At 70.3% G+C, this 14,874-nt stretch carries 16 protein-coding genes; 14 read left to right on the forward strand and 2 right to left on the reverse strand.

Features of this window, described 5'->3' with window-relative positions; all coding sequences use genetic code 11:
• Positions 1 to 627, reverse strand: a complete 627-nt coding sequence (locus AB0D28_RS09350; protein ID WP_357383891.1) for a TetR/AcrR family transcriptional regulator — start codon at positions 625 to 627, stop codon at positions 1 to 3.
• 124 nt (positions 628 to 751) lie between these two features.
• Between AB0D28_RS09350 and AB0D28_RS09355 the strand changes: the two genes are divergently transcribed.
• A complete protein-coding gene (locus AB0D28_RS09355) occupies positions 752 to 1,534 on the forward strand; it encodes an SDR family oxidoreductase (protein ID WP_357383893.1) in 783 nt (260 codons plus the stop codon).
• Here the strand turns inward: AB0D28_RS09355 and AB0D28_RS09360 are convergent.
• A complete protein-coding gene (locus tag AB0D28_RS09360) occupies positions 1,531 to 2,997 on the reverse strand; it encodes an SDR family oxidoreductase (protein ID WP_357383895.1) in 1,467 nt (488 codons plus the stop codon). The genes AB0D28_RS09355 and AB0D28_RS09360 overlap by 4 nt on opposite strands.
• A gap of 35 nt (positions 2,998 to 3,032) precedes the next feature.
• On the opposite strand from AB0D28_RS09360, the gene glyA reads away from it, so the two are divergent.
• The 13 genes from glyA (at position 3,033) to AB0D28_RS09425 (ending at position 13,984) form a co-directional block, all read left to right on the forward strand.
• Entirely contained in the window at positions 3,033 to 4,319 is a 1,287-nt protein-coding gene (gene glyA, locus AB0D28_RS09365; RefSeq protein WP_357383897.1) for a serine hydroxymethyltransferase, read from the forward strand.
• Positions 4,316 to 4,753 carry a hypothetical protein gene (locus AB0D28_RS09370; RefSeq protein WP_357383899.1) on the forward strand — a complete coding sequence of 146 codons (438 nt, stop codon included), beginning with the start codon at positions 4,316 to 4,318 and terminating at the stop codon, positions 4,751 to 4,753. Before glyA ends, AB0D28_RS09370 begins: the two co-directional genes overlap by 4 nt.
• A 159-nt stretch (positions 4,754 to 4,912) precedes the next feature.
• Positions 4,913 to 5,134, forward strand: a complete 222-nt coding sequence (locus AB0D28_RS09375; RefSeq protein ID WP_269704359.1) for a hypothetical protein — start codon at positions 4,913 to 4,915, stop codon at positions 5,132 to 5,134.
• 42 nt (positions 5,135 to 5,176) lie between these two features.
• The gene (gene atpB / locus AB0D28_RS09380; protein ID WP_043328655.1) at positions 5,177 to 5,956 is read left to right on the forward strand and encodes a F0F1 ATP synthase subunit A; all 780 of its coding nucleotides are present in this window, start codon (positions 5,177 to 5,179) and stop codon (positions 5,954 to 5,956) included.
• Positions 5,957 to 6,049: 93 nt separating this feature from the next.
• Positions 6,050 to 6,274: an ATP synthase F0 subunit C gene (atpE, locus tag AB0D28_RS09385; protein WP_018789141.1), complete on the forward strand. Its 225-nt coding sequence runs from the start codon at positions 6,050 to 6,052 to the stop codon at positions 6,272 to 6,274.
• A 29-nt stretch (positions 6,275 to 6,303) separates the two neighbouring features.
• Positions 6,304 to 6,831, forward strand: coding sequence for a F0F1 ATP synthase subunit B (locus tag AB0D28_RS09390; RefSeq protein ID WP_357383902.1), 528 nt, complete (start codon positions 6,304 to 6,306; stop codon positions 6,829 to 6,831).
• Positions 6,831 to 7,652 (forward strand): F0F1 ATP synthase subunit delta, encoded by an 822-nt coding sequence (locus AB0D28_RS09395; protein WP_357383904.1) that lies wholly within the window; start codon positions 6,831 to 6,833, stop codon positions 7,650 to 7,652. The genes AB0D28_RS09390 and AB0D28_RS09395 overlap by 1 nt, the downstream gene beginning before the upstream one ends.
• An 86-nt stretch (positions 7,653 to 7,738) precedes the next feature.
• Positions 7,739 to 9,388 (forward strand): F0F1 ATP synthase subunit alpha, encoded by a 1,650-nt coding sequence (atpA, locus tag AB0D28_RS09400; protein ID WP_357383906.1) that lies wholly within the window; start codon positions 7,739 to 7,741, stop codon positions 9,386 to 9,388.
• Positions 9,389 to 9,392: 4 nt separating this feature from the next.
• Entirely contained in the window at positions 9,393 to 10,322 is a 930-nt protein-coding gene (locus AB0D28_RS09405; RefSeq protein ID WP_354871302.1) for a F0F1 ATP synthase subunit gamma, read from the forward strand.
• Positions 10,322 to 11,767 carry a F0F1 ATP synthase subunit beta gene (atpD, locus tag AB0D28_RS09410; RefSeq protein ID WP_357383909.1) on the forward strand — a complete coding sequence of 482 codons (1,446 nt, stop codon included), beginning with the start codon at positions 10,322 to 10,324 and terminating at the stop codon, positions 11,765 to 11,767. The genes AB0D28_RS09405 and atpD overlap by 1 nt, the downstream gene beginning before the upstream one ends.
• Positions 11,768 to 11,982: 215 nt before the next feature.
• The gene (locus tag AB0D28_RS09415; RefSeq protein ID WP_357383932.1) at positions 11,983 to 13,128 is read left to right on the forward strand and encodes an LCP family protein; all 1,146 of its coding nucleotides are present in this window, start codon (positions 11,983 to 11,985) and stop codon (positions 13,126 to 13,128) included.
• 109 nt (positions 13,129 to 13,237) lie between these two features.
• A complete protein-coding gene (locus AB0D28_RS09420) occupies positions 13,238 to 13,516 on the forward strand; it encodes a F0F1 ATP synthase subunit epsilon (protein WP_357383911.1) in 279 nt (92 codons plus the stop codon).
• Positions 13,517 to 13,528: 12 nt separating this feature from the next.
• Positions 13,529 to 13,984, forward strand: a complete 456-nt coding sequence (locus AB0D28_RS09425; protein WP_357383913.1) for a DUF2550 domain-containing protein — start codon at positions 13,529 to 13,531, stop codon at positions 13,982 to 13,984.
• Positions 13,985 to 14,874 lie beyond the last annotated feature (890 nt).

The following is a 14,874-nucleotide window of genomic DNA, read 5'->3' on the forward strand; positions in this document are numbered from 1 at the left end:
TCAGCTCGTCGACCTGCCGTACCGAGCGACCATGGTCCGGACGGCTTCGTCGACGACAGCTGCCGTGCGCTCGGGGGTGACCGTCCAGTCCGGGAGGACCAGGCGCGGCCAGAGCAGGTAATTGGAGATCATCCCGAGGAAGTGCGTGGCGGCCATCTCCGGGTCGGCGACGTCGGCGACCCCCGCGTCGTGTTCGGCCGAGAGGTAGATCCGGACGGACTCGAAGTACGGCAGTTTGCCCTGCGCGAAGTGCGCTCTGGCCAGTTCGGGGAAGCGCGGCAGTTCGGCGATGACGATGCGGAACAGGTCGGTCATCTCCGGCCGGCTCAACAGCGTCGCGTAGTGCCGCCCGAGAACCGTCAAGCCGGCCGCCAGGTCACCGGTGGGCGGCACGTCGGCGACGTCGTTGCGGGCCCACGAGTCGACGACGATCGCGTCGAACAATGCCGCCTTCGTCGGGAACTGCTTGAACAGCGTCGCCTTCGACACGCCGGCGCCGGCGGCGACGCGTGCCAGTGAGGCCCGGTCGTAGCCCAACTCCAGGAAGAGCTCGGTGGCGGCCTGCACGATCAGCGCGCGCTTCTCCTCCGCCACGCGCTGGTGATAGGCCGACGGCGCTGGGGTCATGCGCCCATCGTAGCGAGGTGAGTGGGTTGACTCACCATGTGCGGCGGCGTAGCTTCGAAATGGTGAGTCAATTGACTCACCACCCGTTTCCCGGGTTGTCGTACCGCACGTACCGGAGGATCCGATGTCCCGCTTCGCCAATCAGACAGTTCTCGTGACCGGCGGCACCGGCGGGCAGGGGGCCAGCCACGTTCGCGCCCTGCACGCCGAAGGCGCAAACGTCGTCATCGGTGCGATCGACGCCGAGCGGGGCGCCGGCCTCGCCGCCGAGCTGGGCCACCGGGCACGGTTCGTCTCCCTGGACGTCTCCCGGGAGGAGTCGTGGGCCGCCGCCGTCGCGGAGACCGAGAAGGCGTTCGGCGCGCTCACGATCCTGGTCAACAACGCCGGGGTGCAGAACCCACCGGCCCTCATCGAGTCCACCGACCGGGCCACCTGGGCGCGCATCCTCGACGTCAACCTCACCGGCACCTTCCTCGGCATCAGGGCAGCTGCCCCGGCGCTGCGGCGCGCGGGCGGAGGAGCGATCGTCAACATCGGCTCCACCATGGGCTTCGGCGGCACCGCCTTCTACGCGCCCTACGTCGCCGGCAAGTGGGCGGTACGAGGGCTCACCCGGACCGCCGCGCTGGAGCTTGGCCGCGACAACATCCGCGTCAACGCGATCCACCCCGGCGTGGTCGACACGCCGTTCATCACCGAGCCGGCGGCCGGCAGCGACGCCCCGATCGCCGACTTCTACTCGCCCGAGCCATTCGCCGTACCGCGACTCGGGCAGCCCGCCGACGTCACCGCGCTGCTGTTGTTCCTCACGTCGCCGGACGCCGCCTTCATCACCGGCGCCGAGTACGTCATCGACGGGGGACTGCTCCTCGGCCCCGCGCTGCCGAGCGGCTCTCCGTCCTAACCGGCCGGGTGTTCGGCGCCCCGGGCGATGTTGCGGGCCATGCCGCCGAAGACGACGGCGTGGAACGGGGCCACCGAGGCCCAGTAGAGGTGGCCGGGCAGCCCGCGCGGGAGGAACACGGCGCGCTGGACGTAGCGGCTGCCGCCGTTGCCGTCCGCCTCGGCGCGCATCTCCAGCCAGGCCCGGCCGGGCAACCGCATCTCGGCGCGCAGCCGCAGCAGCTCACCCGGGACGATCTCCTCGACCCGCCAGAAGTCCAGCGCCTCGCCGACCTGGAGCCGGTGCGGGTCGCGCCGGCCCCGGCGCAGCCCGACGCCGCCGACCAGCCGGTCCATCCAGCCGCGCACCGACCAGGCGAGCGGGAACGAGTACCAGCCGTTCTCGCCGCCGACGCCCTCGATGACCCGCCACAGCGCCGTCGGCGGCGCGTCCACCGTCCGCTGCCGCACATCGGTGTACGCGGTGCCGCCCGACCAGCGCGGGTCCGACGGCAGCGGCTCGGCGGGGGCGTCCGGCCCGCTCGCGTTCGACCAGCGCGTCTCCACCTGCGCGTCGCGCACCTTTGTGAGCGCCAGCTCGACCGCCTGGTCGAAGCCGGTCAGCCCGCCCGGCGGGTCCGGCACGTACCCGGCGATGTCGTGCTCGTGCGCCACCGCCTCGTGCACCAGGCTCTCCACCAGCGGCCGGGCGATCGCGTTCGGCACCGGCGTGATCAGGCCGACCCAGTGCGACGACAGGGACGGGGTGAGCGGGCGGACCGGCAGGATGACCCGGGGTCGCAGTCCGGCCACCCGGGCGTACCGCTGCATCATGTCGGAGAACGTCAGCACGTCCGGGCCGCCGATGTCGAAGGCCCGGTTGACGTCGGCCGGCAGGTGCGCGCAGCCGACCAGGTAACGCAGCACGTCCCGGACCGCGATCGGCTGGATCCGGTTGCGCACCCAGCGCGGGGTGACCATCGCCGGCAGCCGCTCGGTCAGGTAGCGCAGCATCTCGAACGAGGCCGAGCCGGACCCGATGATCACGGCGGCGCGCAGCACCGCCGTCGGCACCCCGCTGTCCAGCAGGATCCGCGCGACCTCCGCCCGGGAGCGCAGGTGCGCCGAGGGCAGGCCGTCGCGCTCCGCCGGCTCCGGCCCGCCGAGATACACGATCCGGCGTACGCCGGCGGCGCGCGCCGCCTCGGCGAAGTTCGTCGCCGCCTCCCGGTCGGCCGCCTCGAAACCGCGCTGGCCCAGCGAGTGCACCAGGTAGTACGCCACCTCCACGCCGGCGAACGCGGCCGGCAGCGTCTCCGGCCGGCGCAGGTCGCCCTCGACGATCTCCGCCTCGGCCGCCCACGGCACGTCGCGCAGCCGCCCGGCCGTGCGGGCCAGGCAGCGTACGGAGTGCCCCTCGGCCAGCAGCCGGGGCGCGAGGCGTCCGCCGATGTAGCCGGTCGCACCGGTGACGAGGCATCTCACGGCATCCAGTGTGCGGCTCCGTAGACTCCTTCGCTGTGGAGAACGCGAGGGACACCTTCTGGGGGCCGGACTTCCAGCAGCTCAGTACCGTCGACCCGGAGATCGCCGAGGTGGTGCTGGGGGAGCTGGACCGGCTGCGCGGCGGTCTGCAACTGATCGCCAGCGAGAACCTCACCTCGCCCGCGGTGCTGGCCGCGCTGGGTTCCACGCTCACCAACAAGTACGCCGAGGGCTATCCGGGCCGGCGCTACTACGGTGGCTGCGCCGAGGTGGACCGGGCCGAGGAACTGGCCGTGTCCCGGGCGAAGGAGCTGTTCGACGCCGAACACGCGAACGTCCAGCCGCACTCCGGGGCGAGCGCCAACCTGGCCGCGTACGCCGCCCTGATCCAGCCGGGCGACACGGTGCTGGCGATGGACCTGCCGCACGGCGGGCACCTGACGCACGGCAGCCGGGTGAACTTCTCCGGCAAGTGGTTCCACCCGGTCGGCTACACCGTCCGGCCGGACACCGGACTGATCGACTACGACGAGGTACGCGACCTGGCCCGGGCGCACCGGCCGAAGATGATCATCTGTGGCGCGACGGCGTACCCGCGCCTGATCGACTTCGCCCGCTTCCGGGAGATCGCCGACGAGGTCGACGCGTACCTGATGGTGGACGCCGCGCACTTCATCGGCCTGGTGGCCGGCGGGGCGATCCCGTCCCCGGTGCCGTACGCCGACGTGGTCACCGCGACCACCCACAAGGTGCTGCGCGGCCCGCGCGGCGGCATGATCCTCTGCCGTGAGCCGCTCGCGGCCCGGATCGACAAGGCGGTCTTCCCGTTCACCCAGGGCGGCCCGCTGATGCACGCCGTCGCCGCCAAGGCGGTCGCGCTGCGCGAGGCCGCGCAGCCCGAGTTCCGCACGTACGCCGCCCAGGTCGTCGCCAACTCCCGCGCGCTCGCCGACGGGCTGGCCGCGGAGGGACTGCCGCCGGTCTCCGGCGGCACCGACACCCACCTGGCCCTGCTCGACCTGCGGGAGACCGGCGTGACCGGCGCGCAGGCCGAGGCCCGCTGCGACGCCGCCGGCATCACGCTCAACAAGAACGCCATCCCGTACGACCCGCGGCCGCCGTCGGTGGCCTCCGGCATCCGGGTGGGTACGCCGAGCGTCACCACCCAGGGCATGCGGGAGGGCGAGATGCGCCGGATCGCGGGGCTGATCGCGCGCGCGGTACGCACCGATCCGGGCGCCTCCGGCGGCGCCGACGCGCTGACCGGGATGGCCCGCGAGGTCGCCGAGCTGGTCGCCGCCTTCCCGGCGTACCCCCGATGACGGCGCCACGGGCGGGCGAGCCCGGCGCCATCCGGTCCCGGCTGAACCACCTGCGGCTGCCGCTGCTGGCGTGCGCGGCCCTCGCGGTGGTGGGGGTGCCGGCGGCGGCGCTGCTGCGCGGCCCGACCGGCGCGGCCGGGTTCGCGGCCGGCGTGGCGCTGGTGATCGTCAGCTACCTGATCTCCAGCGTCTCGGTGGCCTGGGCGGACGCCGTCCACCCTCGGATGATCATGTCGGTCGGGCTCGTCACCTACGCCACCAAGATCGTGATCCTGGGCGTGGTGATGGCCGCCGTGGCGGCCACCGGCTGGCCCGGCCTGCCGGCCATGGGCGTGGCCATCATCGCGGCGGTGGTGGTGTGGACCGGAGCGCACCTGACCTGGGCGATGAGGTCCCCGCTGCCCACCTTCAAGCCGCGTGACGACGGCGAGTGACTTTGCGGAATCGTGTCCGGTACGGCGGGTGCCCTGACGGGCGCGACAGGAGTAACGTGGCGCGAGGTTGACGCGCCCGCAGTACGGCCCGCACGCTGCCCGCAGTGTGGGGGGTGCCGCACATCCCCGCGCGCCCCTGCTGATATTGTTCGCCACGTCATGGCCGATGACCCCCACTCCCACAAGTCCGACGAGCACTCGTCGGAGGGTGTGGCAGGCGCCGTCGTGGGTTACCTGCTCGCCGGCATTCTGGTGTGGGGTGGCCTCGGCTGGTTGGCGGAACGGTTCTTCGGTCTGCCAGCCGGCATCGGGGTCGCCGTCGGCATGATGCTCGGCGCGGCCGGGGCGATCTACCTGATCATGAAGAGGCTCAGTGCCTGAGTTCCGGCACACGCGGGTCTGTTGAGTGCGGAGGATGACACGGTGAGCGGACAGCTGGTCGTCGCCCAGGACCTTCCCTGGCCCCCCAGCGTCGGGGATTTCTACCCGCCGGACGTGGCCGGCCCCTGGGTCACCAAGTTCAGCATCATGATCTGGATCGCCGTCGCGCTGCTGATCATCTTCTTCGTGGCCGCGTACCGGAAGCCGAAGCTGGTGCCGGGCAAGGGCCAGTGGGCGGCGGAGGCGGTCTACGGGCTCGTCCGGGACAACATCGCCCGGGAGCAGATGGGTAACGCGGGCATCCGCTTCGCGCCCTACCTCACCGTGCTGTTCAGCTTCATCCTGCTGACAAACATCTTCAGCATCGTGCCCGGCCTGCAGATCTCGCCGAACTCGCACATCGCGTTCCCGATCGTGCTCGCCGCCATCTCGTACGTCATGTACAACTACGTCGGCGTCCGCAAGCACGGCCTCGGGAAGTACCTCAAGCAGAGCCTCATCCTGCCCGGCGTGCCGTGGCCGATGCACTTCCTGCTGATTCCGATCGAGTTCCTGCAGAACTTCGTCGTCCGGCCGGTCACCCTGGCACTGCGGCTCTTCGCCAACATGTTCGCCGGCCACCTGCTCCTGCTGGTCTTCACCGTCGGCGGCTTCGTGATGCTCGGGTCGAGCAGCGTCTTCGTCCAGGCGACCTCGGTCTTCTCCTTCGCGATGGCGATCGTGATGGCCTTCTTCGAGGCGCTGGTGGCGGTGCTGCAGGCATACGTCTTCGTCACGCTGAGCGCCAACTACATCGGCACGTCGCTGGCCGACGAGCACTGAGATCCGGCTCGGCGGGCACCCGGCCCGGCCAAGCATCTGGTACCGACCGCGTACACGTGAGCCCTCACGTGTGAACTAGGAGGAATACCCGCAATGAACGTTCTTGCCGAGATCGGTGGCAACGTCAACACCATCGGCTACGGCCTCGCCGCCATCGGCCCCGGTATCGGTGTGGCCCTGGTATTCGCGGCCTACATCCAGTCGAGCGCCCGCCAGCCCGAGTCGGCCGGCTACAACCGCACCTGGCTGGTGCTGGGCTTCGCCCTGGTCGAGGCGCTGGCGCTGTTCGGCCTGGTGCTCGCCTTCGCCGTTAGCTGACGCGAGCTCCCCCGATCCGGAGGTCTGACATGTATCTCGCCGCCGAAGGCGCGCACAATCCGATCTTGCCGATCTGGCAGGAGATGGTCGTCGGAACGATCTCCTTCGCCCTGCTCGTCTTCGTCCTGCTGAAGTTCGTCATGCCCCGCATGGAGGCGATGTACCAGGCGCGGGTCGACGCGATCGAGGGCGGCATCAAGCGCGCCGAGGCGGCTCAGGCCGAGGCGAACCAGCTGCTCGAGCAGTACCGGGCCCAGCTCGCGGAGGCGCGTACCGACGCCGCCAAGATCCGCGACGACGCGCGGGCCGACGCCGACGGCATCCGGCAGGACATCCTCGCCAAGGCGCGTGAGGAGTCCGACCGGATCATCGCCGCCGGCAAGGAGCAGCTCGCCGCGGAGCGGGCCACCATCGTGCGCGAGCTGCGCACCGAGGTGGGCACCATCGCGGTGGACCTGGCCAGCAAGATCGTCGGCGAGTCGCTTGCCGACGAGGCGCGTCGCAAGGGCACCGTCGACCGGTTCCTGAGCAATCTCGAGAGCACGGGGGCCCGCTGATGCAGGCCGCCAGCCGGGAGTCGTACCGGGCCGGGGCCGAGCGCCTCGACACGTACGTCCGCGGCGCGGAGCCGTCGGCGGTGGCTGCCACCGCCGACGACATCCTCTCCGTCGCCGCCCTGCTGCGGCGCGAGCCGCGGCTGCGCCGGGCGCTCTCCGACCCGGCCCGGGCCGGCGCCGACCGCTCCGGTCTGCTCGGCGACATGCTGCGCGGCCGGATCGGCGCGGAGGCGCTCGACCTGCTCACGTCGATGGTGTCCGGCCGCTGGTCGGCCCCGACCGAGCTGCTCGACGGTGTCGAGCGCCTGGGCGTGGAGGCACTGCTGGCCAGCGCCGACCTGGCCGGCGAGCTGGGCGAGGTCGAGGACGAGCTGTTCCGCTTCGGGCAGGTCGTCGCCGGTTCCGCCGAGCTGTCGAACACGCTCTCCGACCCGATGGCCGCGGTCGAGCGGCGGGCCGAACTGGCCCGGCAGCTGCTCGCCGGCAAGGCCCAGCCGGTGACCGTCAGCCTCGTCGAGGCCGCGCTCGCCGGCTTCGGGGGACGCTCCTTCACCGGTGCGCTCACCCGGCTGGTCGAGCTTGCCGCCGACCGGCGGGACCGTCAGGTCGCGTACGTGACCGTGGCGGCTCCGCTGACCGAGGAGGAGGAGCGACGCCTCGGTGCCCGCCTCTCGGAGATGTACGGTCGGGAGGTCTCCGTCAAGCAGACGGTCGACCCCGACGTGCTCGGCGGGGCGCGCGTACAGGTCGGCTCCGACCTGTACGACGGCACCGTCCTGCGTCGCCTCAACGAGACCCGCAACGCGCTCGCGAAGCGCTGACCAGCGTCTTAGCAGCCCTGATTCGATGCCATCGGACCGGTCGGTACTAGGTATCCCGGGCCCTGAGATACTTAAGGAAGCAGAGGATGGCCGAGCTGACCATCTCGACGGAGGAGATCCGCGGCGCCCTGGAGCGCTACGTCTCTTCCTACACGGCCGACGTCTCCCGCGAGGAGGTCGGCACCGTCGCCGACGCCGGTGACGGCATCGCCCACGTCGAGGGCCTCCCCTCGACCATGACCAACGAGCTCCTGGAGTTCGAGGACGGCACGCTCGGTGTGGCGCTGAACCTCGACGTCCGGGAGATCGGTGTCGTCGTCCTCGGTGACTTCGGCGGGATCGAAGAGGGTCAGCGCGTCAAGCGCACCGGCCGGGTGCTCTCGGTGCCGATCGGTGACGCGTTCCTCGGCCGCGTGGTGAACGCGCTCGGCGAGCCCATCGACGGCCTCGGTGACATCGCCAACGAGGGCTACCGTGAGCTGGAGCTCCAGGCCCCGAACGTGATGTCCCGCAAGTCGGTCGACGAGCCGCTGCAGACCGGCATCAAGGCCATCGACGCGATGACCCCGATCGGCCGCGGCCAGCGTCAGCTGATCATCGGTGACCGGAAGACGGGCAAGACCACCGTCGCCCTGGACACCATCCTCAACCAGCGCGAGAACTGGCGCTCCGGCGACCCGAAGAAGCAGGTCCGCTGCATCTACGTCGCGATCGGCCAGAAGGCCTCCACCATCGCCTCCATCAAGGGGACGCTGGAGGAGGCGGGCGCGATGGAGTACACCACCATCGTCGCCTCCCCGGCCTCCGACCCGGCCGGCTTCAAGTACCTCGCGCCCTACACCGGCTCGTCCATCGGGCAGCACTGGATGTACGGCGGCAAGCACGTCCTGATCGTCTTCGACGACCTGAGCAAGCAGGCCGAGGCGTACCGCGCCGTGTCGCTGCTGCTGCGCCGCCCGCCGGGTCGTGAGGCCTACCCGGGTGACGTCTTCTACCTGCACTCGCGTCTGCTGGAGCGCTGCGCCAAGCTCTCCGACGAGCTGGGTGGCGGCTCGATGACCGGCCTGCCGATCATCGAGACCAAGGCGAACGACATCTCGGCGTTCATCCCGACCAACGTCATCTCCATCACCGACGGCCAGATCTTCCTGGAGACCGACCTGTTCAACCAGGGCGTCCGGCCGGCCATCAACGTCGGTACCTCGGTCTCCCGGGTCGGTGGCGCCGCGCAGGTGAAGCCGATGAAGAAGGTCGCCGGCTCGCTGCGGCTGAACCTGGCCCAGTACCGCGAGCTGGAGGCGTTCGCCGCCTTCGCCTCCGACCTGGACCGGGCCTCCCGGGCTCAGCTGGACCGCGGTTCCCGGCTGGTCGAGCTGCTCAAGCAGCCGAACTACTCGCCGTACCCGGTGCAGGAGCAGGTCGTCTCCGTCTGGGCCGGCACCGAGGGCAAGCTGGACGACGTCCCGGTCGGCGAGGTGCGCCGCTTCGAGTCGGAGTTCCTGCAGTACCTCCGGCACAAGCACGAGGGTGTCCTGGCCTCGATCGCGGACCACAAGTGGGGCGACGACATCATCTCCTCGCTCGACTCGGCGATCACCGAGTTCAAGCAGCTCTTCCTGGGCAAGGAGGAGGAGGTCCGGATCAACGAGGCGCCGGCCAAGCCGCTGGAGGGTGAGCAGTCCCGCGAGACGGTGACCCGCCTGCGCGACGGCGCCGACCGCCCGGCCGAGAGCTGATCCGATGGCCGCCCAGGTACGCGTTCTCCGGCAGCGGATCCGTTCCGCCAAGGGGATGAAGAAGATCACCAAGGCGATGGAGCTCGTCGCGACGAGCCGCATCGCCAAGGCCCAGGCCAAGGTGGCGGCCTCGCTGCCGTACGCCGAGGCGATCACCGGCGTGCTGACGGCGCTGGCCTCGAACGCGCGGATCGACCACCCGCTGCTCACCTCGCGCGAGCGGGTGCGGCGGGCGGGCGTCCTGCTGGTCACGGCCGACCGGGGTCTGGCCGGTGGCTACAGCTCGAACGCGATCCGGACCGCCGAGTCGCTCATCGCCCGGCTGCGCGCCGACGGCAAGGAGCCGGTGCTCTACGTCATCGGCCGCAAGGGCGTGGCGTACTACCGGTTCCGCAGCCGGGAGATCGCGGGAAGCTGGACCGGCTTCTCGGAGCAGCCGACGTTCGCCGACGCCCGCGAGGTCGGTGACACGCTGATCAAGGCGTTCACCGCCGGCGCGGACGACACGGACGGGGACGCCGGTGCCGACGGGATCCTCGGCGTGGACGAACTGCACATCGTCTACACCGAGTTCAAGTCCCTGATGACGCAGAACCCGGTGACCCGGATCATCGGCCCGATGCAGGTCGAGGACCGGCCGCGGTCCGAGGGCGCGCTGCCGGCGTACGAGTTCGAGCCGGAGCCGGAGTCGCTGCTCGACGCCCTGCTGCCGAAGTACATCAACACGCGGATCTTCGCGGCGTTGCTGGAGTCGGCGGCCAGCGAGTCGGCCGCCCGTCGGCGGGCGATGAAGAGCGCCACCGACAACGCCGAAGAGATGATCGAGAAGTACACGCGTGAGATGAACTCGGCCCGTCAGGCCGGGATCACCCAGGAGATCAGTGAGATCGTCGGCGGCGCGAACGCGCTGGCCGCGTCGGGAAGTGAAGTGTGATGACTGTATCCGCAGTTGAGACCAAGACGGCCACGGGTCGCGTGGTCCGGGTCATCGGCCCGGTCGTCGACGCCGAGTTCCCGCGCGACGCCATGCCGGAGCTGTTCAACGCCCTGCACGTCGACGTGACCCTCTCCGGCGGTGAGAAGACGCTGACCCTGGAGGTCGCCCAGCACCTGGGTGACAACCTGATCCGCGCCATCTCGATGCAGCCGACCGACGGTCTGGTCCGCGGCACCGACGTGCGCGACACCGGGGCGCCGATCAGCGTGCCGGTGGGTGACGCGGTCAAGGGCCACGTCTTCAACGCGATCGGCGAGTGCCTCAACCTCACCGAGGGCGAGACCATCGAGGCCGACGACCGGTGGGGCATCCACCGCAAGGCACCGGCCTTCGCGGACCTGGAGCCGAAGACCGAGATGCTGGAGACCGGCATCAAGGTCATCGACCTGCTCGCCCCGTACGTCAAGGGCGGCAAGATCGGCCTGTTCGGCGGTGCCGGCGTGGGCAAGACGGTGCTCATCCAGGAGATGATCACCCGTGTGGCCCGGAACTTCGGTGGTACCTCTGTCTTCGCCGGCGTGGGTGAGCGCACCCGCGAGGGCAACGACCTCATCGCCGAGATGACCGAGTCGGGCGTCATCGACAAGACCGCCCTGGTGTACGGCCAGATGGACGAGCCGCCGGGCACCCGGCTGCGGGTCGCGCTGTCCGCGCTCACCATGGCGGAGTACTTCCGTGACGTGAAGAAGCAGGAGGTGCTGCTCTTCATCGACAACATCTTCCGCTTCACCCAGGCCGGTTCCGAGGTCTCCACGCTGCTCGGCCGCATGCCGAGCGCCGTGGGTTACCAGCCGACCCTGGCCGACGAGATGGGCCAGCTCCAGGAGCGGATCACCTCCGTCCGGGGCCAGGCCATCACCTCGATGCAGGCGATCTACGTGCCCGCCGACGACTACACCGACCCGGCGCCGGCCACCACGTTCGCCCACCTCGACGCGACCACCAACCTGGAGCGGTCGATCTCCGACAAGGGCATCTACCCGGCCGTGGACCCGCTGGCGTCCTCGTCCCGGATCCTCGCCCCGGAGTTCGTCGGCGAGGAGCACTTCGCCGTCGCCACCGAGGTGAAGCGGATCCTGCAGCGCTACAAGGACCTGCAGGACATCATCGCCATCCTCGGTATCGAGGAGCTCTCCGAGGAGGACAAGCTCACCGTCGGGCGCGCCCGCCGGATCGAGCGGTTCCTCTCGCAGAACACGTACGCGGCGGAGCAGTTCACCGGCGTACCCGGCTCGACGGTCCCGATCTCCGAGACCATCGACGCCTTCCGCCGGATCAGCGAGGGGGAGTTCGACCACTTCCCGGAGCAGGCGTTCTTCATGTGCGGCGGCCTGGACGACCTCCGGGCCAAGGCCAAGGAGCTGATGGGCGAGGAGGGCTGAGAGCCCGCTCACACCCACGAGGGCCGTCCCGGCGGAAGCCGGGGCGGCCCTCGCCTGTTCGGCGCAGCGCTCTATCAGATGCCCGCTTCTCCGGCAAGCGGTTCGCCGGATCACGCGCTACCGTTTCTGACACGACTTCACATCCCGGCCGTTGATCTCTGCAACCAAACGGACCCCCGTGCCCGTCTTCCTACCCGAGGGCGCGACGATTGGAGATGCTCGTGGGCGGTAAGGGCGGCACGGATCGCGGCAAGCGGTCCATGTGGCGCGGCGTGCCCCGGTGGGCCCGCGTCTGCACCATCCTCGGCATCGTCATGGTGGTGCTCAGCGGCTCCGTGCTGATCGGCTCACGTGCCCTGGTCGCCCGCTACGAGGGATCGGTGGGCAAGGCCGACCTCTTCGGCGACCAGGCCGCCGGCGCCAACGAGAAGAAGAGCGACATCAAGGGGCCACTCAACATCCTGCTCGTCGGCGTGGACCCGCGGACGTCCACCGCCCGGCCACTGGCCGACTCGATCATGGTGCTGCACGTGCCCGCCAGCATGGACCGCGGCTATCTCTTCTCGCTCCCACGCGACCTGCGGGTGGACATTCCGGCGTTCCCCAAGGCCGAGTACGCCGGTGCCAACGACCGGCTCAACGCGGCCATGTCGCACGGCAGCAACGTGCCGGGCCAGAACCCCAGCACCGTTCAGGGCTTCGAGTTGCTCGCCAAGACCGTGCAGGGCGTCACCGGCATCAAGCGCTTCGACGCCGGGGCGATCATCAACTTCAGCGGTTTCAAGAAGATCGTCGACGCCATGGGCGGTGTCGACATGTACATCGAGCGGGAGGTGCGCTCCGAGCACCTCCAGCCGGACGGCACGCCGCGCCAGCTCAGGCCCGGCGGCGGGGGCTACCTCGGACCGCAGGCGGTGTACAAGAAGGGCAACGCCCACCTCAAGGGCTGGCAGGCGCTGGACTACGTCCGGCAGCGCTACCCCAAGAACGGCGTGCCGGACGGCGACTACGGCCGGCAGCGGCACCAGCAGCAGTTCGTCAAGGCGATGGCGAGCCAGGCGTTCAGCGCCGACGTGGTGACCAACCCGGTCAAGCTGGACCGGGTGCTGCGCGCCGCCGGGAAGTCACTGGTGTTCAACGGCCGGGGCAACAGCGTGGTGGACTTCGGGCTGGCCCTGAAGGACATCCGCCCCGACGCGATCGAGACGATCAAGCTGCCGGGCGGCTCGATCGGCACCGGCGGCAACTACCGGGGCGAGGAACTGCTCGAACCGGCGGAGGACTTCTTCACCGCGCTGCGCACCGAACAGCTCGACGCGTTCCTGCTGGAGCACCCCGACTTCATCCAGAAGACCAAGTAGCCTGAGCGGGTGCGGGGCCGTGGTGGCAGGGCTCTCACCACCCGCGTTGGGTGGGCTGCGGGGGCGCGACTAGACTTTCGGCAATCCGCCGCCGCAGCAAGGAGACAGCGTGGCACAGCAGCTTCACGTCGAGCTCGTAGCCGTCGAGGAGAAGGTCTGGACCGGCGAGGCCGAGATGGTCGTCGCGCGGACGACCGAGGGTGAGCTCGGTGTGCTGCCAGGGCACGCACCGCTGCTCGGCCAGCTCGCCGAACCCAGCCAGGTACGCATCAAGCAGGCCGGTGGCCAGCAGATCGCGTTCGACGTGGACGGCGGCTTCCTGTCGGTGACCGGTGAGGGCGTCACAGTCCTCGCCGAGAGCGCAACCCCCGCCACCCCGGCCCGCTGAGCCGACCCGCCGATGGAGATCGTCGAAGGGATCGGAATCGGCTTCGCGATCGTCGTCGTCGCGCTTCTGATCCTCTTCATCCGGCGGGCCCTGTTCACCCGTAGCGGTGGCATCATCCGGCTGAGCGTCCGGGTCAACACGATCCTCGACGGTCGTGGCTGGTCACCCGGGTTCGGTCGCTTCGTGGGCGACGAGCTCCGCTGGTATCGCATGTTCAGCTTCGCGCTGCGTCCCAAGCGGGTGCTCTCGCGCAAGGGGCTGGCGGTCGAGCGCCGCCGGCTGCCCGAGGGGCAGGAGTGCATGTCGATGCCCGCCGAGTGGGTGATCCTGCGCTGTACCAGCCACCACGCCCCGATCGAGATCGCCATGGCGCGATCCACTGTCACCGGATTCCTGTCCTGGCTCGAGGCCGCCCCACCCGGGGCGGTCTCGCCGCGTCTGGCCTCCCAGGACTGGCCCGCCGCCTGACCGTCCCCGCGCGCGCAACCAACAGCGCCGCCGAGCCCCACCCACCCCGTCACCGCGGACCTCCTCCTCCAGCCCCGCGCGATCTTGCACTTGCGTACCCCACAAACCTCGCAAACAGGGCATGCCAGAGGCCAAAACTGCAAGATCGCGCGGAGGACCTCCCGGGGTCGGCTCTCGTCCCCGTTCTTCTTCGCCGGCTTCTCGTCCCTGCCGCCCAGTCCTCGGAGACCGCCTCCAGCCCGGTCGATCATGAGGTTGGCGGCGACAAACCGGACACCAGCTGCCGTCAGCCTCATGATCGACCGCACTCGGCGGGTGCCCGGGGGGATTTCGCCGGTGATCAAGGGGTTTGTGTTCTCGTTGGCGCAGAAAGCTGCCGCAAAGTCCTTGATCACAGGTGGCAGGGCGCGGTGCTGGGGGCGGGCTGGGGGTTTGGGGTGGGTGTCTGGTTCGGGGGTGGTGGGTGGCACTCTGGGGGTGGAATCGTCGGCGGGTCGGTGGCGTTGTAACCGGGTGAACGACCGAGTAAGGGCTCGCCCCAGGCGGGGCGGTATCCGTGAAGGTCCGGGAATCATCCCGGGCTGCCGGTCGTTGGACATGGTTCCGGCGCCGCGACGTGGCACCCCCTGCCCCGCGAGCAGCCGGTTCCCCCCGAGACTTTTTGAGCGCCTGACGGTGCCACGTGCCCCCCCGGGTGCGTCGACCCCCGAATGGAGCCCCCTCATGAACACGATCCTGCGTAAGAGCGTCCTGGGTATCGCTGGTCTGGCTTTCACCGGTGGCGTGTTCGCCGGTCCGGTCGCGGCCCACGCGGCGGACACCACCCACGCGGCCAAGCCGGTCTCGGCCACCGTGCAGCAGGGCGACAAGCTGGTCCCGCACGGTGTGCA

The organism is Micromonospora sp. NPDC048169 (assembly GCF_040652815.1).
GTDB lineage: Bacteria > Actinomycetota > Actinomycetes > Mycobacteriales > Micromonosporaceae > Micromonospora.